Annotated in this window: 21 protein-coding genes; 16 read left to right on the top strand and 5 right to left on the bottom strand. The window is 68.2% G+C overall.

The features are described from left to right. Positions 1–264 precede the first annotated feature (264 nt). Positions 265–930 carry a peptide-methionine (S)-S-oxide reductase MsrA gene (msrA, locus tag AC5P60_RS20510; RefSeq protein WP_483693545.1) on the bottom strand — a complete coding sequence of 222 codons (666 nt, stop codon included), beginning with the start codon at positions 928–930 and terminating at the stop codon, positions 265–267. A gap of 30 nt (positions 931–960) precedes the next feature. Then, entirely contained in the window at positions 961–1,224 is a 264-nt protein-coding gene (locus AC5P60_RS20505) for a putative signal transducing protein (RefSeq protein ID WP_005408153.1), read from the bottom strand. 259 nt (positions 1,225–1,483) lie between these two features. On the opposite strand from AC5P60_RS20505, the gene AC5P60_RS20500 reads away from it, so the two are divergent. From AC5P60_RS20500 to AC5P60_RS20475, 6 genes are all read left to right on the top strand, one after another. Further along, entirely contained in the window at positions 1,484–3,232 is a 1,749-nt protein-coding gene (locus AC5P60_RS20500; protein ID WP_049454333.1) for a glutamine--tRNA ligase/YqeY domain fusion protein, read from the top strand. 43 nt (positions 3,233–3,275) lie between these two features. Then, complete coding sequence (locus tag AC5P60_RS20495) at positions 3,276–3,929, top strand: hypothetical protein (RefSeq protein ID WP_483693536.1); 654 nt, start codon at positions 3,276–3,278, stop codon at positions 3,927–3,929. Between the two features lie 51 nt (positions 3,930–3,980). Beyond that, complete coding sequence (locus AC5P60_RS20490; protein WP_033834175.1) at positions 3,981–4,703, top strand: DUF6348 family protein; 723 nt, start codon at positions 3,981–3,983, stop codon at positions 4,701–4,703. A gap of 97 nt (positions 4,704–4,800) precedes the next feature. Beyond that, positions 4,801–5,361 (top strand): nucleoside deaminase, encoded by a 561-nt coding sequence (locus tag AC5P60_RS20485; RefSeq protein ID WP_033834176.1) that lies wholly within the window; start codon positions 4,801–4,803, stop codon positions 5,359–5,361. Further along, positions 5,345–6,412 (top strand): 23S rRNA (cytidine(2498)-2'-O)-methyltransferase RlmM, encoded by a 1,068-nt coding sequence (gene rlmM, locus AC5P60_RS20480; protein WP_033834177.1) that lies wholly within the window; start codon positions 5,345–5,347, stop codon positions 6,410–6,412. Before AC5P60_RS20485 ends, rlmM begins: the two co-directional genes overlap by 17 nt. Positions 6,413–6,463: 51 nt before the next feature. After that, positions 6,464–6,859, top strand: coding sequence for an EF-hand domain-containing protein (locus tag AC5P60_RS20475; protein ID WP_005408148.1), 396 nt, complete (start codon positions 6,464–6,466; stop codon positions 6,857–6,859). Positions 6,860–7,169: 310 nt separating this feature from the next. Here the strand turns inward: AC5P60_RS20475 and AC5P60_RS20470 are convergent, their stop codons facing one another. Beyond that, complete coding sequence (locus AC5P60_RS20470; RefSeq protein ID WP_483693537.1) at positions 7,170–8,351, bottom strand: UbiH/UbiF family hydroxylase; 1,182 nt, start codon at positions 8,349–8,351, stop codon at positions 7,170–7,172. Further along, on the bottom strand, positions 8,348–9,556 hold the full coding sequence (gene ubiH / locus AC5P60_RS20465) for a 2-octaprenyl-6-methoxyphenyl hydroxylase (protein ID WP_483693538.1): 1,209 nt from the start codon (positions 9,554–9,556) through the stop codon (positions 8,348–8,350). Before ubiH ends, AC5P60_RS20470 begins: the two co-directional genes overlap by 4 nt. Positions 9,557–9,662: 106 nt before the next feature. On the opposite strand from ubiH, the gene AC5P60_RS20460 reads away from it, so the two are divergent. The 10 genes from AC5P60_RS20460 (at position 9,663) to AC5P60_RS20415 (ending at position 19,570) form a co-directional block, all read left to right on the top strand. Next, the gene (locus AC5P60_RS20460) at positions 9,663–10,247 is read left to right on the top strand and encodes a hypothetical protein (protein ID WP_005408145.1); all 585 of its coding nucleotides are present in this window, start codon (positions 9,663–9,665) and stop codon (positions 10,245–10,247) included. Between the two features lie 8 nt (positions 10,248–10,255). Next, positions 10,256–10,810, top strand: coding sequence for a cob(I)yrinic acid a,c-diamide adenosyltransferase (locus AC5P60_RS20455; protein ID WP_033834179.1), 555 nt, complete (start codon positions 10,256–10,258; stop codon positions 10,808–10,810). A 9-nt stretch (positions 10,811–10,819) separates the two neighbouring features. Next, positions 10,820–11,758 carry a histone deacetylase family protein gene (locus tag AC5P60_RS20450; protein WP_005412302.1) on the top strand — a complete coding sequence of 313 codons (939 nt, stop codon included), beginning with the start codon at positions 10,820–10,822 and terminating at the stop codon, positions 11,756–11,758. A gap of 89 nt (positions 11,759–11,847) precedes the next feature. Beyond that, positions 11,848–14,349, top strand: a complete 2,502-nt coding sequence (gene lptD / locus AC5P60_RS20445; RefSeq protein WP_483693539.1) for an LPS-assembly protein LptD — start codon at positions 11,848–11,850, stop codon at positions 14,347–14,349. Then, positions 14,346–15,689 carry a peptidylprolyl isomerase gene (locus AC5P60_RS20440; protein ID WP_033835926.1) on the top strand — a complete coding sequence of 448 codons (1,344 nt, stop codon included), beginning with the start codon at positions 14,346–14,348 and terminating at the stop codon, positions 15,687–15,689. Before lptD ends, AC5P60_RS20440 begins: the two co-directional genes overlap by 4 nt. Positions 15,690–15,692: 3 nt before the next feature. After that, entirely contained in the window at positions 15,693–16,673 is a 981-nt protein-coding gene (gene pdxA, locus AC5P60_RS20435) for a 4-hydroxythreonine-4-phosphate dehydrogenase PdxA (RefSeq protein WP_033834751.1), read from the top strand. Further along, positions 16,670–17,473, top strand: coding sequence for a 16S rRNA (adenine(1518)-N(6)/adenine(1519)-N(6))-dimethyltransferase RsmA (gene rsmA / locus AC5P60_RS20430; RefSeq protein WP_169448134.1), 804 nt, complete (start codon positions 16,670–16,672; stop codon positions 17,471–17,473). The genes pdxA and rsmA overlap by 4 nt, the downstream gene beginning before the upstream one ends. 13 nt (positions 17,474–17,486) lie before the next feature. Further along, the gene (gene apaG / locus AC5P60_RS20425; RefSeq protein ID WP_005412297.1) at positions 17,487–17,870 is read left to right on the top strand and encodes a Co2+/Mg2+ efflux facilitator ApaG/CorD; all 384 of its coding nucleotides are present in this window, start codon (positions 17,487–17,489) and stop codon (positions 17,868–17,870) included. 15 nt (positions 17,871–17,885) lie between these two features. Then, positions 17,886–18,911, top strand: coding sequence for a symmetrical bis(5'-nucleosyl)-tetraphosphatase (locus AC5P60_RS20420; RefSeq protein WP_483693540.1), 1,026 nt, complete (start codon positions 17,886–17,888; stop codon positions 18,909–18,911). Further along, positions 18,908–19,570 carry a DUF1287 domain-containing protein gene (locus AC5P60_RS20415; protein WP_483693541.1) on the top strand — a complete coding sequence of 221 codons (663 nt, stop codon included), beginning with the start codon at positions 18,908–18,910 and terminating at the stop codon, positions 19,568–19,570. Before AC5P60_RS20420 ends, AC5P60_RS20415 begins: the two co-directional genes overlap by 4 nt. A gap of 115 nt (positions 19,571–19,685) precedes the next feature. Here AC5P60_RS20415 and AC5P60_RS20410 read toward each other — a convergent pair whose 3' ends face one another. Further along, positions 19,686–20,177 (bottom strand): dihydrofolate reductase, encoded by a 492-nt coding sequence (locus tag AC5P60_RS20410; RefSeq protein WP_024958640.1) that lies wholly within the window; start codon positions 20,175–20,177, stop codon positions 19,686–19,688.

Genomic DNA, 20,177 nt, shown 5'->3' with positions numbered 1-20,177 from the left:
TGTCGAAGGTGGGACGGGGGCGGCTGGCAGGACCGTTGGCGCCATGGATGGCGCCATCGAGCCCCCAGGGGTGAGGGCGCTTTGCTTGCGAAGCACTGCTTCGCAAGCGCCCGAACGCACAGCCGCCAGCGGCTGGGCCGGACCGCGGAGCGGGGTTCACGGCGTGTCCTGCCAACCCACACCGCCCCACCCAACCCGCAGAAACCCAGAGCCGCTTTGGCTTTCAGCCGTTGACGTTGCCCGCCGCAGGCGGACCACCGCGCGTCAGCGCGGCGCCTCCACATCCAACCCGATCGGGCAGCTCACGCCGGTGCCGCCGATGCCGCAGTAGCCGTTCGGGTTCTTCGCCAGGTACTGCTGGTGGTAATCCTCGGCGTAGTAGTACGCCGGTGCCGGGTACATGATCTCAGTGGTAATCGGGCCGTAGCCGGCCGCATCCAGCTGAGCCTGGTAGGCCTCGCGGCTGGCCAGCGCGGCCTTGTACTGCGCCTCGTCGGTAGCGTGGATCGCCGAGCGGTACTGGGTGCCGGTGTCATTGCCCTGGCGCATGCCCTGGGTCGGGTCGTGGCTCTCCCAGAACAGCTGCAGCAGGCGCTCCAAGCTCACCACCGCCGGGTCGAACACCACCTGCACCACTTCGGTGTGCCCGGTCAGGCCCGAGCACACTTCTTCATAGGTCGGGTTCGGGGTGATGCCCCCGGCATAGCCCACCGAGGTGCTGTACACGCCCAGCTCGGTCCAGAACTTGCGCTCGGCGCCCCAGAAACAGCCCAGCGCGAAGCGGATCTGCTGCAGGCCGGCGAAGCGGTCCTTCAGCGGATGGCTGTTCACGAAGTGCTGGTTGCTGTGCAGCGGCAATGGCTGCTCGCGCCCCGGCAATGCCTCTTCCGGGCGCGGCAGGCGCTGCTTGAAGGCGCCGATGCCGAGGATGCCCTGGCCAATTCCCAACATGATGCGCTCCTACGCCGGAAGTCCGGCTATGTCGTCTGCATCTGAAATGGGGGCGTCCGGCGCGTGGCCCAAGTCCAGCGCCGCCACGATGTCCTCGGCCTGCGGGCGTGCCGCATCGGGGATTCCCACCCGCAGCACACCAAACAGCGGCAGCTCGCCCATGCCGCCCAGCAGCTGCTCGCCAAACACGAAGGCCGGGATGCCGGCATCTTCCAGCGCGTGCTTGACCAGGTGGGCGTCGAACAGGTTGTCGGCCTTGTACACGATGTGCATGCGGCGGCTCCGTGGGACAGGGTTCCAGCATACGCCCGGGGGCTGAATGGTGGTGGTGACGGCGCATGACCGTTCTGCCGGCCAGCGGCCGGCACTACCCATCCACCTTCCGGTAGCGCCGGCAGCGGGCCTGCGGAATGTGGATCGCCGTGCAGTTGGGTAGTGCCGGCCGCTGGCCGGCATCCCCACACCCCACCGGGCAGCCCTGCCCCGTACGCGCTAGACTGTTGGTCTTTCTGCCCTTTTTCGCCCCAGACTCATGTCCGAGCACACCCCCGCCAGCCCCGAGACCCCCGCCGACAGCCACGAGAAGCGCGATTTCATCCGCCAGATCGTGCGCGAGGACCTGGCCAGCGGAAAGCACCAGGCGATCAAGACCCGCTTCCCGCCGGAGCCGAACGGCTACCTGCACATTGGCCACGCCAAGTCGATCTGCCTGAACTTCGGCATCGCCGGCGAATTCAGCGGCGTCTGCAACCTGCGCTTCGACGACACCAACCCGGCCAAGGAAGACCCGGAATACGTGGCCGCGATCCAGGACGACGTGCGCTGGCTGGGCTTCGAGTGGAACGAGCTGCGCCATGCTTCGGACTACTTCCAGGCCTATTACCTGGCCGCGGAGAAGCTGATCGAGCAGGGCAAGGCCTACGTCTGCGACCTGTCGGCCGAGGAAGTGCGCGCCTACCGCGGCACCCTCACCGAACCGGGCCGCCCGTCGCCGTGGCGCGACCGCAGCGTCGAGGAAAACCTCGATCTGTTCCGCCGCATGCGCGCAGGCGAGTTCCCGGATGGCGCGCGCACCCTGCGCGCGAAAATCGACATGGCCAGCGGCAACATCAACCTGCGCGATCCGGCGCTGTACCGCATCAAGCACGTCGAGCACCAGAACACCGGCAACGCGTGGCCGATCTACCCGATGTACGACTTCGCCCACGCGCTGGGTGATTCGATCGAGGGCATCACCCACTCGCTGTGCACGCTGGAGTTCGAAGACCACCGCCCGCTGTACGACTGGTGCGTGGACAACGTCGATTTCGCCCATGACGACGCGCTGACCCAGCCGCTGGTCGATGCCGGCATGCCGCGCGAAGCCGCCAAGCCGCGCCAGATCGAGTTCTCGCGTCTGAACATCAACTACACGGTGATGAGCAAGCGCAAGCTGATGGCGCTGGTCACCGAGCAGCTGGTGGACGGCTGGGAAGACCCGCGCATGCCGACCCTGCAGGGCCTGCGTCGCCGTGGCTACACCCCGGCCGCGATGCGCCTGTTCGCCGAGCGCGTGGGCATCAGCAAGCAGAACTCGCTGATCGACTTCAGCGTGCTGGAAGGCGCGTTGCGCGAAGACCTGGACAGTGCCGCGCCGCGCCGCATGGCAGTGATCGATCCGGTCAAGCTGGTGCTGACCAACCTGCCTGAGGGCCATGAAGAACAGCTGACCTTCAGCAACCACCCGAAGGACGAGAGCTTCGGCAGCCGCGACGTGCCGTTCGCACGCGAAGTGTGGATCGACCGCGAGGACTTCGCCGAAGTGCCGCCGAAGGGCTGGAAGCGCCTGGTGCCGGGTGGCGAAGTGCGCCTGCGCGGCGCCGGCATCATCCGCTGCGACGAAGTGATCAAGGATGCCGACGGCACCATCACCGAGCTGCGCGGCTGGCTGGATCCGGAATCGCGTCCGGGCATGGAAGGCGCCAACCGCAAGGTCAAGGGCACCATCCACTGGGTCAGCGCCGTGCATGGTGTGCCGGCCGAGATCCGCCTGTACGACCGCCTGTTCTCGGTGCCGAACCCGGATGATGAATCGGAAGGCAAGACCTACCGCGATTACCTCAATCCGGAATCGCGCCGCACCGTCACCGGCTATGTCGAGCCGGCCGCGGCCAGCGCCGCGCCGGAGCAGTCGTTCCAGTTCGAACGTACCGGCTACTTCGTCGCCGACCGCCGCGACCACACCGAAGCCACGCCGGTGTTCAACCGCAGCGTGACCCTGCGCGATACCTGGTCGGCCTGAGGACCTGCGCGGGCGCCAGCACGGCGCCCGCACGCCATCGACAATGATCACCGCCCTCTCCGTCCTGTTCTGGTTCATCTCGCAGCATCCGCTGCTGACGTTCTTTGCAGCGATGGTGCTGGCCGGGCTGGTCTCGTGGTGGCGGCGCTTTCCGGGCTACGCCATCGTGGTGTTCCCGCTGGCGATGCTCAACATGTTCTTCGGCCACTTCCTCAACGCCACCTTCCTCAACGTGGTGGGCGAGCGTGGTGAAGCGGTGATCGTCAAGGCCGAGCGAACCAGCTCCACGCTCAACGCGCAGTACATCTGGCGCTACGAAGGGGTGCTGCGTACCGCCGAGGGCCGCGACGTGGACGTGGTGTTCCACACCAACACCGCTTCGCTGTGGCCGCTGGAAAACGCCATCCGTATCCCGGCGCGCGACCAGCCGTTCGTGGTCAAGTACACGCCGGGCTTCCCACGCAACTTCGTCATCCTCACCAATGAATCCCCGCACGGCGTCGCCCAGGCCCGGGCCAGCGCGCGCGAGCGGGTGGAGGTGGCGGCACGCAAGCTGCATTTCAGCCCGGGCAATGCCGAGTTCCGCGCGGACTATCGCCGCGAGCTGGAAAGCTGGCTGCGCGACCACGGCAACGATCCGCAGCAGCAATCCGACGCGCAGCGATATCGCGCCGAACTCGACGCGCTCGACCGCTAGATGCCCAGGCCCTGCCTGGATGTTCCACCCCATCCACCCCACAGGCCTGACATGACCACGACCTCCGCCGCTCTCCTCCCGCTGCTGCAGCAGGTCCTTCAGGACGCGGGCGTCGCCAGCCACGTCGACGGCAACGCGCTGCTGCTGGACAGCGGCCTGCGCCTGACCCCGCATGCAATGGCCGCACACGCGCGCGACAACGGTGGTTGGCAGACCTCCACCGTCATTGAAAGCCAGCATCCGCAGTTGTTCGCCGATGGTCTGTTCGAGTACCAGCACGCAAATGGTGCCGATGAGCAGGCATCGCTGTTGTCCGGCTTCCAGGCCTGGGCCCGGGTGGACCTGGTGACCCTGCAGACCGCGATCGGCGCCCAAGACGCACAGGGCCTGCCGATGATGGGCCTGACCTATCCGGCCGGTGACAATGGCGAGGAACACGAGCGCACTGTAGTGCTGGGGCCGTTGGCGCACTACCGTGCACAGGAAGTGGATGCCTCCACCTGCAGCGAAGACGATCATGGCTCCTGCCCCTGCTGCCTGTTCACCCGCAGCATGGAGGCCTTCGACGAGCTGCTGAAAGCCCGCCAATTCCTCGCCATCCGCCTGTTCGCCTCGCGCGATGCCGACGGCCTGTGCGAGGCCGATTGCCGGGTCAACGGCCACGACTTCGCCGCCGCCCTGCCCCTGCTGCGCGCCTACGCGGCCAGCTGGCCGCAGGCCGGGCTGGAGTTCCGTAAGCAGTACGTGGTGATCCGCACCGGCTCGCCGGGCTGACCCACGCCCACACCCGGTACAGGCCCGTGCGGCTACACTGCGCGCCGGTTCCCCAAGCAACCGCACTTTTTCCCATCCCACACGAGGCACCCCCGCGATGCTGTACGCGCAAGTCCACCTGACCCTTCCCGCCTGGATCCACGACCAGATCGACCTGGATCGTCGATATCCGAGCGATGAGGCCAAGGTCGCGCTGGCGATCGAGCTGTCGCGGCTGAACGTCGAGCACGCCAGTGGCGGTCCGTTCGGTGCCGTGGTGTTCGGACCGGACGACAAGGTCATCGCCGCGGGCGTGAACCGGGTGATGCCGCACGCGACCTCGCTGGCGCACGCCGAGAACATGGCCTACATGCTGGCCCAGCAGCGCCTGCAGACCCCGCGCCTGAACGCGGTGCTGTCGCCGGTCACCCTGGCCACCAGTTCGCAGCCGTGCTGCCAGTGCTATGGCGCTACCGTGTGGGCCGGCATCGACCGCCTGCTGATCGGTGCCAACTCGGCCGACGTCGAGGAACTGACCCCGTTCGATGAAGGCCCGCTGCCGGCCGACTGGGTCGGCGAGCTCAACAAGCGTGGCATCGAAGTGGTGCAGGGCCTGAACCGCGACGCCGCGCGCAGCGTGCTGCGCACCTACGGGGAAAGCGATGGCGCCCGTTACTGAGACCGGCATCGGCCTGCTGTGCCTGTGCCGGCAGGGCTTCGAGCCCGAGCTGGCCGGCGAGCTGCAGTTCCGCGCCGGTGAAGCCGGTTTCGCCGGCTACGCGCGCACCCAGCGCAATGATGGCTACGTGCTTTTCATGTGCGACGAAGCCGCCGCGCTGGCGCCGCGCCTGCGCTGGCGCGAGCTGATTTTCGCGCGGCAGAAGCTGGTGGTGCTGGCCGAGCTGCCGCAGCTGGACCCGGCCGACCGTATTACCCCGATGCTCGACGTGCTGGCCGATGCGCCGCGCTTCGGCGACCTGTGGGTGGAACACCCGGACTCGGACGCCGGCAAGCCGCTGTCCGGGTTGGCCCGCGCCTTCGGCAACGCACTGCGCCCGGCGCTGCGCAAGGCCGGCAAGCTGACTGACAAGCCGAACAACCGCCTGCCGCGCCTGCATGTGGTGTTCGTCGACGGCACCCACGCCTTCGTCTGCGTGGCCGACCCGACCGACAGCGCGCCGTGGGCACTGGGCATCCCGCGCCTGAAGCTGCTGCCCGAAGCACCCTCGCGTTCGGCGCTGAAGCTGGACGAAGCACTGCTGACCCTGCTGACGCCGGAAGAACGCGAAGCACTGGCCAAGCCCGGCATGCGTGCAGCCGACCTGGGCGCCGCCCCCGGCGGCTGGACCTGGGTGCTGACCCGCCAGCACATGCACGTGTTGAGCATCGACAACGGCCCACTGCGCCAGCACGTGCTGGACACCGGCCTGGTCGAGCACCTGCGCGCCGATGGCTTCCACTGGCACCCGGAACAGCCGCTGGACTGGATGGTCTGCGACATGGTCGAGCAGCCGCGCCGCGTGGCCGAACGCATGGCCACCTGGTTCCGCGAAGGCTGGTGCCGGCACGCGATCTTCAACCTGAAGCTCCCGATGAAGAAGCGCTGGGACGAAACCCGCCTGTGCCTGGACCTGTTCCAGGACCAGGCCGGCAAACCGCTGGTGGTGCGTGCCAAGCAGCTCTATCACGACCGTGAGGAGATCACCGTACTGGCCTCGCCGTTGCGCTGAGGCCATCACGTCCGCCGGGCATACCCCGGCGCTGCAGAGGGAGGAGCATCCATGCGACATCGAACGATTCCGCTGCTGATCACCCTGCTGGCCGCCGCACCAGCGGTGGCCCAGCAATTGCCGCACACCCCGGCACAAAGCCAGCCGCTGGGCCCCACCGGCGGCGCGATCCGCCAGCAACCGCTGGATGCGGGCCGGGTCAGCGGCAGCGTCGAGATTCCGCAGCCGGCCGGCGAGGCGCAGGTGACCGTGCGTTCGCTGGAACCGAGCAGCGTGGTTGGCCAGTACCGCATCCACTTCGCTGCGCTGGATGTGAACGGCGATGGTTTCATCAGCCGCGAGGAAGCGCAGGCGAATCCGGCGCTGGCCGATGAGTTCAATGCGTTGGACGTGAAGCGTCGCGGCAAGCTGGATCGTGCCGACCTGGCCGGCTGGCTGGTCGACTGAAAAAGGGGACGGAGGGGATTAAGTCGTTTGTGGCACAAACGACTTAATCCCCTCCGTCCCCTTTTTTGATCCAGCGCGATCTTCATCCACGCATGGCGTGGATCTACTGGAGCAACGGCGGTAGCGGTAGCGGAGTCCGCTTCCGGTAGGTGCCAACCTTGGTTGGCACAGCATCGGAAACGCCGTCGCCCCATCTGGGCCGACGTGACCTGGCAGACGTGCCAACCAAGGTTGGCACCTACCAGAGCGGGATCCCGTGGTTGCTAACGCGCCAGCGGTGCCCCCCAGCAACGTGCGGTTCGCTCTCCGGCTACACCCCGGCGGCGCGCTTCCAGAATGCCTGCACCATCGGCGGCCATTTGCCGACGCAGCCCAGCGCGCGTCCGCGGGCCAGGGTCAGGTGCATTTCGTCGTTGGAGAACAGGCGGTTGATCGCATCGAAGCTGTAGGCGGCGATGTGGTTGTCGCTGCGCCGTTCGCGTGCCCAGCGCTGCAGGCGCTGCGGCGACAGCCGCGGCTGGCCACGGCGCTCGGCCGACGGCGCCAGCCACTGCTGCAGGGCGGCCACATCGCGCAGGCCCAGGTTCACGCCCTGCCCGGCCAGCGGATGCACCACGTGCGCGGCATCACCCAATGCCAGCACACGGCCGGCCACGTAGTGACGTGCCAGCTGGCGGCGCAGCGGGAAGGCTGCGCGCGGTGATCCCAGCCGCAGCTCACCCAGCCGCGCCGCGAAGGCGCGGGTCAGTTCGCGGTTGAAGCTGTCTTCGTCCAGCGCCAGCACGCGCGCCGCCTCGTCCTCGGGCAGGGTCCAGACGATCGAGCTGCGGCGCTCGGCCACCGGCAGCAGCGCCAGCGGCCCGCTCGGCAGGAAACGCTGCCAGGCGGTGGCCTGGTTGGGAAGATCGCTGTCCACGTAGGCCACCACGCCACGCTGGTGGTAGTCATGCTTTTCAACCTCGATCCCGGCCAGTTGGCGCAGGGTCGATTCGGCGCCGTCGGCGGCTACCGCCAATGCCGCTTCCAGGCGACGACCGTCATCCAGGCGCAGGCGCACGCCGTCGTCGTCCTGCTCCAGCGCTTCCACCCGCGCCGGGCAGTGCAGCTGCACGCCCGCCGCCGGCAACGCCGCCCACAGGCGATCCTGCAGCAGGCCGTTCTCGACGATGTAGCCCAGTTCACGACGGCCGAAGCGATCGGCATCGAACAGCAGATCTTCGCCACCGGCCGCATCCCACACCTGCATGCGCCGGTAGGGCCAGGCGCGGGCCTGCACGATCGCCGGCCACACGCCCAGGCGGCTCAACAGTTGTACGTTGTCAGCAGCGAAGGCGAACACGCGGAGGTCAGGCTGTGCGGCCTGCCACGGCGCGGGCTCACGACCTTCCACCAGCGCAACCGACAGGCCGGCATCGGCCAGCGCCAGCGCGCACGCGGCACCGACCACGCCACCACCGACGATGGCCACATCAAGGCGCATGCGCCGGCTCATGCGGCTTCTCCGCGGCACAGGCGCGGCACTTCGCCGCGGAAGCCCATCGCGCCACCGACCAGCATCGACTGCACCGATGCGCGTTGCGCGGCCACCAGGCCGAGGCTGCGCAGCGGCCGCATCAGCGGCGCCGGGTTGCTGGTCAGGCGCGCCAGGCCGCCGGAGAACGCCACCGTCTGCCGGCGATCTTCCTCGCGGCGCGCGACATAGGCCTGCAGCAGTGCATCACTGCCGGCATCTTCATGCGCATCCTCCAGCAGCTCGGCCAGGGTCAGCGCATCGCGCAGGCCCAGGTTGAAGCCCTGTGCACCCAGCGGATGAATGGTCTGCGCGGCATTGCCCAGCAGCACCGTGCGCTCACCGGCCAGGGCGCCCGCCAGCACCTGGATGAGCGGGTAGGCGCTGCGCGGGCCGGACTCGAGCAGGCGGCCGGCACGCCAGCCGATCGCGTTCTGCAGGCGTTGCAGCCAGGCGGCATCGTCCAGCGCCATCACCGCATCGGCCTGATCGCGCGCAACACCATGCACGGTGCCGAAGTGACGATCGCCGCGCGGCAGCAGGGCCGTCGGGCCGGTATCGGTGAAACGCTCCCACGCGGTGCCATCCGGCACGCGCTGGCTGCGTACACGGGCCACGAACAGGGTCTGCTGGAAATCATGGCGGTCGACCTCGATGCCCAGTGCACCACGCACGCCACTGGTCGTACCGTCGGCACCCACCACCAGCCGTGCCAGCAATACGCGCTCGCCGGCCTCATCGGCGACCCGCACCTGGCGGTAGCCGTCGACCACTTCACCCAGGCCCAGGAACCGCATCGGCCGGTAACGGCGCAGCCGCGGCAGCTCCTGAAGCCGCGCTTCCAGCGCCTGGCCGAAGTCGCGGGCGACCACCACCTGGCCGAACCAAGGCCGGTCGTAATCGGCCGCTTCCAGCTGCACACGGCCGAAATCGCCGGCACGGCTGACGTGGATGCGCCGGATCGGGCCCGGTGCCATCGCCAGCTTCTGCATCACCCCCAGCGCGGTCAGCGCATTGACAGTGGCAGCGGCAAAACTGAGATTGCGCTGGTCGAACACCGCCGGCAGCTCGCCGGCCGGGCTGGCCTCGAGCAGGCCCACGTCGCGGCCGAGGCGGTCCAGGGCAATGGCCAGGCTGGCGCCGACCAGGCCACCACCGACAATCAGCACGTCATGTCGTTCACTCATGCGTTCATGATACGCGCTCGCCCCGTCTGTACGCCGAACGGCCGGTCCTGCGCCAACCCGCGCGGCGGGCTAGAATGAAACCTGAATCCGCTCCGGGCCCGCCACCATGTCCGACACTGCCAACCGCGCCTTCGTCCTGTCCGTGCTCGTTCTGGTGCTGGCAGCGACCCGTGTCAATCACTTCGCGGCGATCCCCGATGCCTCATGGGCGGTGTTCTTCATCGGTGGCTTCTACCTGGCCCGCTGGACGCGCTGGGCGTTCCCGCTGCTGATGGTGTTCGCGGTGCTGGTGGACTGGATCGTGATCCGCAGCAGCGGCCTGGACTTCTGGCAGCACTACTGCGTGTCGCCGGGCTACTGGCTGCTGCTGCCGGCCTATTTCTCGCTGTGGGCCGGCGGCATGCTGCTGGGCCGCAACTACCAGAGCGCGCGCTGGCCGGTACTGGCCAAGGGCGCGCTGCTGCTGGTCGCCTCGGTGGCGGTCTGCCACCTGCTGGCGCAGGGCGGCTTCTACTGGACCAGCAGCAACGTGGCCGAGCCGACCCTGGCCGGCTGGGCACAGAACTACGCGCAGTGGTTCGGCCCCTACTTGCGCACCACGGCGATCTACGTGGCGCTGGCCGCCGCCCTGCAGCTGGCCGTGGAGCAGGTGTTGAAGCTCCAGCAGGCCCGCCGCGACATCCGCCACTGAGCCGCGACATGGGTCATCGCCTCTCGCGCATCTACACCCGCACCGGCGACGACGGCAGTACCGGCCTCGGTGACGGCCAGCGCGTGCCCAAGGATGACGCCCGGGTGGCGTCCTACGGCACCGTCGACGAGGCCAATGCCGCGCTCGGCCTGCTGCTGGCCGTGCCCCTGCCCGAGGATGTGCGCGCGCTGGTGGTGCATCTGCAGCACCAGTTGTTCGACCTGGGCGCCGAACTGTGCATCCCCGGCCACGCCGCGATCCACGCCGCCGATGTCTCCGCCCTGGAACAGCAGCTGGACCATTACAACGCCGGCCTGCCGATGCTGAAGGAATTCATCCTGCCGGCCGGCGGCGAAGCCGCCGCGCGCTGCCATCTGGCCCGCACCATCGTCCGCCGCGCCGAGCGCGAAACGGTCACCCTGGCCCGCCACGAGGCCGTGCGCAGCGAGGCGTTGCAGTACCTGAACAGGTTGTCGGACCTGTTGTTCGTACTGGCCCGGGTGCTGGCCCGTGCCGACGGCCAGGGCGAAGCGCTGTGGCAACCACAGCAGCGCCAGCGCTGAGCCTGCACGATGCTGGTCTACACCCATCCGTCCTGCCTGCTGCACGACCCCGGCCCCGGCCACCCGGAGTGCCCGCAACGCCTGCAGCATGTGCTGGACGCGCTGCACACCGCGTTCCCCGGCCAGCTGGAGTGGCGCGAAGCGCCACCGGCCAAGTTCGGTGAACTGACCCGGGTCCACGACAGCGCCCTGCTCGACTTCGTGCTGCAACCGCAGACCGCACCATTGCGCCAGCTGGACATGGACACCTGGACCTCACCCGGTTCGGCCAGCGCCGCCGTGCACGCCGCCGGTGCCGGCGTGGCCGCGGTCGATGCGGTGATGCTGGGCGACGACCCGCTGGCCTTCTGCGCGGTACGCCCGCCGGGACACCACGCCACCAGCAGCACGGCGATGGGCTTCTGCCTGCTCAACAACATCGCCATCGCCGCCGCCTATGCCCGCGACCGCCACGGCCTGGAACGGATCGCGGTGGTCGACTTCGACGTCCACCACGGCAACGGCACCCAGGACATCTTCCAGCACGACGCCCGGGTCTCGTACTACAGCACCCACCAGGCCGGGCTGTTCCCCAATTCCGGCCTGCGCCGTGACCGCGGTGCCGGCAACCTGATGAACATCCTGCTGCCGCCGGGCAGCGGCGGCTTCCGCTTCCGCAATGTCTGGGCCGACGAGATGCTGCCGGCCATCGACGACTTCCGCCCGCAGCTGCTGCTGATCTCGGCCGGCTTCGACGCCCACCTGCGTGATCCGCAGGCGGACCTGATGCTGGAGACCGACGATTTCGCCTGGATCACCGGTGAACTGCACGCACTGGCACGCCGTCACGCGGCCGGCCGGGTGGTCTCGATGCTGGAGGGTGGCTACGACCTGCAGGCCCTGGCCGAGTGCAGCGTGGCCCATGTCCAGGCCCTGCTCACGCCGTCCGTGGGCACCTCCGCCGGATGAACCCGAACCGGCAGGCTCCGGCGTCCTTCATTGCCCCTATGCAAGGGATGGGGCAAGCTACCGTCCGTTTTCGCCCGAATCCGAACCGCGTGCGCCGAGCCCTCCGCCTGCTTCCCCTGCCTCTGAGCATCGCCATCAGCCTGCCGGCGATGGCCGATGAAAAGCCGCTCAACTGGGGCCTGTGCCCGGCCACCGACGTCATTCCCGCGTTCACTGACGCCCCCACCCCGGTCCCGGCCCAGGACAAGGCTGCCGCCGCGGCCGCCCGCGAGCAGCAGCCGACCGACATCGAGGGTGACCAGCTGCTGGGCACCACCACCGTGCCGCAGTACGAGGGCAACGTGGCGCTGCGCCGGGGTGACCAGTTCGTCGGTACCGACAAGCTCAGCTTCGACACCGAGACCGGCAACTACATCGCCGACGGCAATGTCCGCTACCAGGACGGGTCGATCCGGATGGTCGCCAAGCGTGCCGAAGGCAACCAGGAAAGCGATACCCACAAGATCTCCGACATCAAGTACCAGCTGGTGTCGCGCCGGGGCAACGGCGATGCCGAGTCGGTCGACCTGCAGGGTGCGGTCGGCCAGATGCACCGCTCCACCTACACCACCTGCGATCCCTCGCAGCCGGTGTGGAAGCTGTCGGCACCGCAGATCGAAGTGGACAACGACGAGGGCTTCGGCACCGCGCGCAACGCCGTGCTGCGCATCGGCAAGGTGCCGGTGCTGTGGGCGCCGTACTTCAAGTTCCCGATCGATGACCGCCGCAAGACCGGCCTGCTGTTCCCGCAGCTGGGCATGTCCGGGCGCAACGGCTTCGACTACGCCCAGCCGATCTACTTCAACCTGGCACCGAACTACGACGACACGCTGACCCCGCGCTACATGAGCCGGCGCGGCCTGCTGCTCGACAACGAGTTCCGCTACCTCTACAACGGCGGCCGCGGCGAGGTGTTGACCTCGTTCATGCCCAACGACCGCCTGCGCGACCGTGACCGCGGCCGGGTGATGTTCTCCGGCTACCACAACCTGGACAGTAACTGGCACGCGCGTGCCAATCTGGCCTGGGTCAGCGACGAGCGCTATGTCGAGGATTTCGCCAACCGCCTGGTGGGGGTGACCGCCTCCAACCTGCAGAGCACGGTGGGCCTGTACGGCACCGGCACGAACTGGACGGCCGGCATCATGGCCGACCGCTGGCAGCTGACCGACTACACGCTCGACGAGCGCGCCCTGCCCTACAACCGCCAGCCGCGCCTGTACTTCAACTGGGACAAGCCGGTCCGGCCCTGGCTGGAAGCCGGCATCTACGCCGAAGCGGTGCGCTTCACCCACGACGACATCAACTTCAAGAACGCCGTCGGCACCGGTAAGGATCTGCAGTACACCCGCAATGGACTGCAGTGGACCGACGGCGTCGGTGTCAGCGGCGGTTCGCGATTGGACGTGAAGCCGTATGTGTCATTCCCGATCAGCGGCGCGGCCTGGTATGTGACCCCGACCCTGGCCTACCGCTACACCGCCTATCAGCTGGACCGTGGCCTGGTGGATGGTGTGAGAGGCATCCAGGCCCAGATCCTGAGTTCGCAGGGCATCGACCCGAACACGGCCACGCCCGAGCAGCTGCGCGGCAACACCTCGCCCAGCCGCAGCCTGCCGATCGGCAGCATCGATGCCGGCCTGTTCTTCGACCGCGAAACCAGCATCGGCGGCAAGTCCTTCCTGCAGACCCTGGAACCGCGCCTGTTCTACCTGCGCACGCCGTACCGCAACCAGGACGACCTTCCGATCTTCGACACCCGTGACTTCACCTTCAGCTGGGGCCAGCTGTTCCGCGATTCGCGCTACACCGGCGCCGACCGCCAGAACGACGCCAACCAGCTGACCCTGGCGGTGAGCACCCGGTTCATCGACCAGACCACCGGCAAGGAACGTTTCTCGGCCTCGATCGGCCAGATCCAGTACTTCGATGAGTCGCGGGTGACCACCACCCCCGGCGGCGCCCCGGTGGAAAAGGGCAAGTCGGCCTGGATCGCCGACGGCAACTACATGATCAACGACCGCTGGACCCTGGGCGCCACCTACCAGTGGGACCCGAAGTACAAGCGCGAGGATCTGGCCAGCGTCCGTGCCCGCTACCTGATGCCCAACGACGGCGTGGTCAACCTGAGCTACCGCTACCGCATCAATGCCGGTGCTCTGCCCGGTGCCAACAAGTATGACCGCACCCTGCTGGAGCAGGCCGACCTGTCGTTCCTGTACCCGCTGAATGCGCGTTGGAGCCTGGTCGGCCGCTATTACTACTCGCTGCAGGACAAGGAGCCGCTGGAAATCATCGGCGGTGTCCAGTGGGACAGCTGCTGCCTGGCCGTGCGTGTGGTCGGCCGCCGCTATGTCCGCAATCGCGAAGGCGAGATGAACAACTCCATCCAGGTGGAGTTCGTCCTGAAGGGCCTGAGCTCCATCGGCCAGGACACGGACCGCACTCTGCGCCGTGCTATCCTCGGCTACAACCGCGACGACCTCTATCTCGTGCCGCCCAGCAACACCGGGGCGACCCGCGATGACTACGATCCGAATCTGATCCCATGACCAAGCGCTTCCCCGTTCTACTCGCCTCGCTGCTGGCGGTGTCCAGCGTGTCCGCCCCCCTGCAGGTGCTTGCCCAGGAGGCGCAGCCGCTCGACCGCATTGCCGCCGTCGTCGATGAGGACGTGATCCTGCAGAGCGAGCTCCAGCGTGCGATCGCCAACATCAAGGCGCAGTACGCCGGGCGGGAAAACCAGCTGCCGCCGGAAGACGTGCTCAGCCGCCAGGTGCTCGAGCGCCTGGTGCTGGTCAAGCTGCAGGTGGCCCGCGCCCAGGGCAGCGGCATCCGGGTCAGCGACCAGGAGCTGAACCAGGCGATGAACTCCATCGCCCAGCAGAACGGTTCGAACCTGGACACCCTGCGCCAGCGCCTGGCCCACGACGGCATCGATTTCAACGATTTCCGCGCATCGGTGCGTGATGAGATCACCGTGCAGCGCCTGCGCCAGAGCTTCGCGCAGAGCCGCATCAGCGTCAGCGAGGGTGAAGTCGATGCCGCGCTGAAGCAGCAGGCCACGGTAGGCAACCAGTACCACCTGGCGCACATCCTGGTCGCGTTGCCGGACGGCGCCAACGCCGACCAGATCGCCACCGGCCAGAAGAAGGCCGATGGCGTCAAGGCCCTGCTGGACAAGGGCGAGCTGGACTTCAACGCGGCGGCCGTGCGCTATTCCGACAGCCCCAATGCGCTGGAAGGCGGCGACCTGGGCTGGCGCAGCCTGGATGAAATCCCGCAGGCCTTCGCGCAGATGATGGAAAAGATGAAGCCCGGCGAAGTAGTCGGCCCGATCCGTGGCCCCAGCGGCTTCCAGCTGTTGAAGCTGGTGGAAGTGCGCGATGCCAGCGCCACCGCTGGCGCAAGCACCGTCACCGAGTACCACGGTCGCCACATCCTGGTGCGCGTGGACGATCATCAGACCGACGCGGCCGCCAAAGCCAAGATCGATACCCTGCGTGCCCGCATTGCCGGTGGCGCGGACTTCGAGACCGTGGCCAAGGAGTCCTCCGAGGACAACAACAGCAAGGGTCAGGGCGGCGATCTGGGCTGGTTCCCGGCCGATGCGTTCGGTCCGGCCTTTGGCCAGCAGGTGGCCGCCATCCAGGACGGCGGCGTCAGCCAGCCGTTCCGCACCGATGCCGGTTGGCACATCCTGCAGCGCGTGGCCACTCGCCAGACCGACGTGACCAACGACAACCAGCGTGCCCAGGTCCGCGAGACCATTGGCCGCCGCAAGCTGGAAGACGAGTACAACCGCTTCCTGCAGGAACTGCGCGGCGAAGCCTACGTCAGCTTCCGCAGTGGCGACCGCGCGGAAAACACCGCCACGCCGCCGCAGTCCTGATCGATGCGCCCCGAGCTCGCTCTGGTACCGGGCGAGCCCGCCGGGATCGGCCCGGAGCTGTGCGTCCGCCTCGTCCAGCAGCCGCGTGAAGATTGTCGGCTGCTGGCCTTCGCCGACCCGGACACCCTGCGCGCGGCCGCGGCCGCGCTGAACCTGCCGCTGCAACTGCTGCCCGAGGATGCCCAAGCGCGCGTCCCCGGCGACCTGCGCCTGCGCGTGGTGGCCAATGCCACCCCGAGCCGTTTCGGCCAGGCCGATCCGGCCAATGCCGGCGCGGTCATCGGCGCCCTGCTCGGTGCCGGCCAGGCCTGCCTGTCAGGCGAACTGCACGGCGTGGTGACCGGCCCGGTGCACAAGGCCGTCATCAACGAAGGCGGCATCGCCTACAGCGGCACCACCGAACTGCTGGCCGACCAGGCTGGGGTGAAGGTGGTGATGATGCTGGCCAACCACATCGTGCGCGTGGCCCTGGCCACCACCCACCTGCCACTGCGCGAGGTGGCCGACGCGATCACCACGCCCAGCCTGGAACACACCCTTCGCACCGTGCACGCCGCGCTGCGCCGCGAGTTCGGCCTGCCCGCGCCACGCATCGCCGTGCTCGGCCTGAACCCGCACGCCGGCGAAGACGGCCATCTGGGCCGCGAGGAACTGGACCTGGTCATCCCGCTGCTGCAGCGCCTGCGCGCGGAGGGCATGGACCTGATCGGGCCGCTGCCAGCCGATACCGCCTTCCTGCCGGCCAAGCTGGCCGGCTTCGACACCGTGCTGGCGATGTACCACGACCAGGGCCTGCCGGTGCTGAAGTACTCGGGCTTTGAGCAGGCGGTGAACCTGACCCTGGGCCTGCCCTACCCACGCGTTGCAGTGGACCACGGCACCGCGCTGGACCTTGCCGGCCGTGGCGTTGCCGATCCTTCCAGCCTGCAGGCGGCAACGACGTTGTGTGCGCAGCTTGCGCGGCAACGTACACTGAGCGCATGAATTCCCCGCACTCCCCCTCCGGCCCGGTGTTCACCGCCCCGGCCAAGAAGCAGCTTGGCCAGCATTTCCTGGCCGACCGCCACTACATCGACAAGATCGTGATGGCGGTCAACCCGAAAGACGGTGACCGCCTGGTCGAGATCGGTCCCGGCCAGGGCGCGATCACGCTGCCGCTGCTGCGCGTGCATCCGAAACTGACGGTGATCGAGTTCGACCGTGACCTGATCGCGCCGCTGACCGCCGCCGCCGAGCCGCTGGGCGAGCTGACCATCGTCCACCGCGACGTGCTGCGCGTGGACTTCACCGAGCTGGCCGCCGGCCAGCCGATCCGCCTGGTCGGCAACCTGCCCTACAACATCTCCTCGCCGATCCTGTTCCATGCACTGGAACATGCCGCGGTTATCCGCGACATGCATTTCATGCTGCAGAAGGAAGTGGTCGACCGCATGGCCGCCGGCCCCGGCAGCAAGGTGTACGGCCGGCTCAGCGTGATGCTGCAGGCCTACTGCCAGGTGACCTCGCTGTTCGTGGTGCCGCCGGGCGCGTTCCGGCCGCCGCCGAAGGTCGATTCGGCCGTGGTGCGGCTGGTGCCGCGTGACCCGGCCGCGATCAACATCAACGACCACAAGCGTTTCGCCGAGGTGGTCAAGGCCGCCTTCGGGCAGCGCCGCAAGACCCTGCGCAACGCCCTGAACAACGTGGTGTCCGCCGAACAGTTCGTTGCCGCCGGCGTGCGTCCCGATGCCCGCGCCGAACAGCTGGACGTGGCCGAATTCATCGCTTTGGCCAATGCCTCCTGATTACACTGCCGGTATGGAAGACGCTGACGTTTACGCCATCTCCGTCGAAGTCGCACCGCGCTTCCTCGACGATCAATCCGCGCCGGAAGACGGACGCTATGCGTTCGCCTACACGATCCGCATCCACAACCAGGGGCGTGTTGCCGCGCGCCTGGTCGCACGCCACTGGCGCATCACCGATGCCAACGGCCGCGTCGAGCATGTCGATGGCGACGGGGTGATCGGCGAGCAGCCACGCCTGCGTCCCGGTGAAGACTTCCATTACACGTCCGGTGTCATGCTGGGGACCGATCACGGGACCATGCAGGGCCACTACGACATGGTCGCCGACGACGGCACCGAATTCGCCGCGCCGGTCGCACCTTTCGTGCTGGCCATCCCGCGTACCCTGCACTGACACGGAGGCCGGACGATGAGTGTGTGGGCGATCGGCGACCTGCAGGGCTGCTATGACGTCACCCAGCGGCTGCTGGAGAAGATCCGCTTCGACCCGGCGCAGGACACCCTGTGGTTCTGCGGCGACCTGGTCAACCGCGGTGGCCAGTCGCTGGAAACACTGCGGCTGGTGCATTCGCTGCGCGAGCACAGCGTGGTGGTGCTGGGCAACCATGACCTTTCGCTGCTGGCCGTCGGTGCACGCACCGAAGAGGAACAGCGCAAGGTCAACCCGGACCTGCTGCGCATCGTGCAGGCCGAGGACCGCGACGAACTGCTGGACTGGCTGCGCCTGCAGAAGCTGGTGCACGTGGACCGCGAGCTGGGCTGGATGATGGTGCACGCAGGCCTGGCGCCGAAGTGGACCACGCAGATGGCCGAAAAGCATGCCGCCGAGGTCGAGGCGCAACTGCACGGTGCCGGCTACCGCAAGCTGTTCCGCAACATGTACGGCGACAAGCCGAGCTGGGCACCGAACCTGTCCGGCTACGACCGTTCACGCGCGATCATCAATGTGCTCACCCGCATGCGCTACTGCACCCCGCGCGGGCGCATCGGCATCGAGGACAAGGGCACGCCGGGCACGCAGGAACAGGGACTGTACCCCTGGTTCGAAGTGCCGGGCCGGGTCGAGCGCGACCTGAAGATCGTCTGCGGCCACTGGTCGGCGCTGGGCCTGACCATCACCCAGGGCGTGCATGCCATCGACACCGGCGCAGTCTGGGGCGGCAAGCTGACCGCGATCCAGCTCGATACCGATGAACTGCGCGTGGTGCAGGTGCCGGGCCGCGATGTCCCCGCACCCGTGCCCAACGCACGCCCGCCAGCGCGACCGGCGCACGAGCGCCCGACGGCATCGGCGCAGGGCAAGGAACAGGGCGGCGGCAACACCCCGGCCGCCAACCCGGGCAACCGCGGCCCACGCCGTCGTCGGCGCCGTGGCGGCGGCGCGGGTGGTGGCTCTGCGGGCCCCGGCAGCAACAGTCCCCCGCCGCAGGCATGACGCGGCGCGGTGGGGCACCATGGACGGTGCTGCTGCTGACGGTGGCCCTGGCCAGCGGCTGCCAGCCCCCTTCGGCCCCGGCCCCCGCCGACGGCGGAAACGCCGGCCTCACGCCATCGCAGCCGCAGGCGCCTTCGCCGCCGCTGGTGGCAGCGGCGCGCGCACAGGTCGGCGTCACCACCCGCTACGACCCTGCCTATCAGGTGCTGGCCTATCCCGGCGGCGACGTTCCGGTTGATCGCGGCGTGTGCACCGACGTGGTGGTGCGTGCCCTGCGCAGCCAGGGCCTGGACCTGCAGGCGCGCGTGCATGAAGACATGCGCGGCAATTTCAGTGCCTATCCCGCGATCTGGGGCCTGTCACGGCCGGACCGCAACATCGATCATCGCCGTGTGCCGAACCTGATGCGCTGGTTCGAACGGCAGGGCTGGCAGCAACCGATCACGGCCGACGCCACCGACTATGCGGCCGGCGACATCGTCGCCTGGAAGCTCAACGGCAACGGCCTGCTGCACGTGGGCATCGTCTCCGACCGGCGGCTGGCCAATGGCACGCCGCTGGTGCTGCACAACATCGCGCGCGGCACGCGCGAAGAGAACCTGTTGTTCCAGCACGCCATCATCGGGCATTACCGGATGCCGCAGCGACAGCCCAGGTAGAGTCGACTGTCAGTCGACTCTCGCGCGCAGCGCGGGTTTTTCGGGTGACCGCCGAGAGCAGTCGACCAAGAGTCGACTCTACCCCGTCGACATCCCCGTCGGTGTTTTTGCGCGATCAGCGGCGCACGTAGTGCGCGAAGCGGAACGCGTAGGCATGGCGTTCGTCGGCCGGGTGCGGCTCGCTGCTCACTTCCCGCCAGTCCTGCATGTCGACTTCGGGGAAATGGGTATCAGCGGGGATTTCGGCATCCACCCAGGTCAGGTACAGGTCACTGGCCTGGTCCAGCAGCTGGTGGAAGATCTCGCCGCCGCCGATGATGCACAGCTCGCTGGCGCCCTCGCCTTCGGCAATCGCCTTCGCCTCGTCCAGCGACGCCACCGCGCGCATGCCCTCGAACGGCACCTGGCCGCTGCGGGTCAGCACCAGGTTGGTCCGTCCCGGCAGCACGCGGCCGATCGATTCGGCCGTCTTGCGGCCCATCAGGATCGGCTTGCCCAGGGTGAGCGCCTTGAAGTGCTTGAAGTCGTCCGGCAGGTGCCAGGGCATGGCATTGCCCTGGCCGATGCCACGGTTGCGATCCAGCGCCACGATCATCGACAGCTTCAT

The sequence above is a fragment of the Stenotrophomonas sp. YJH_SMC_120 genome, assembly GCF_059368675.1.
This window is presented reverse-complemented; position numbering and strand designations above follow the sequence as displayed.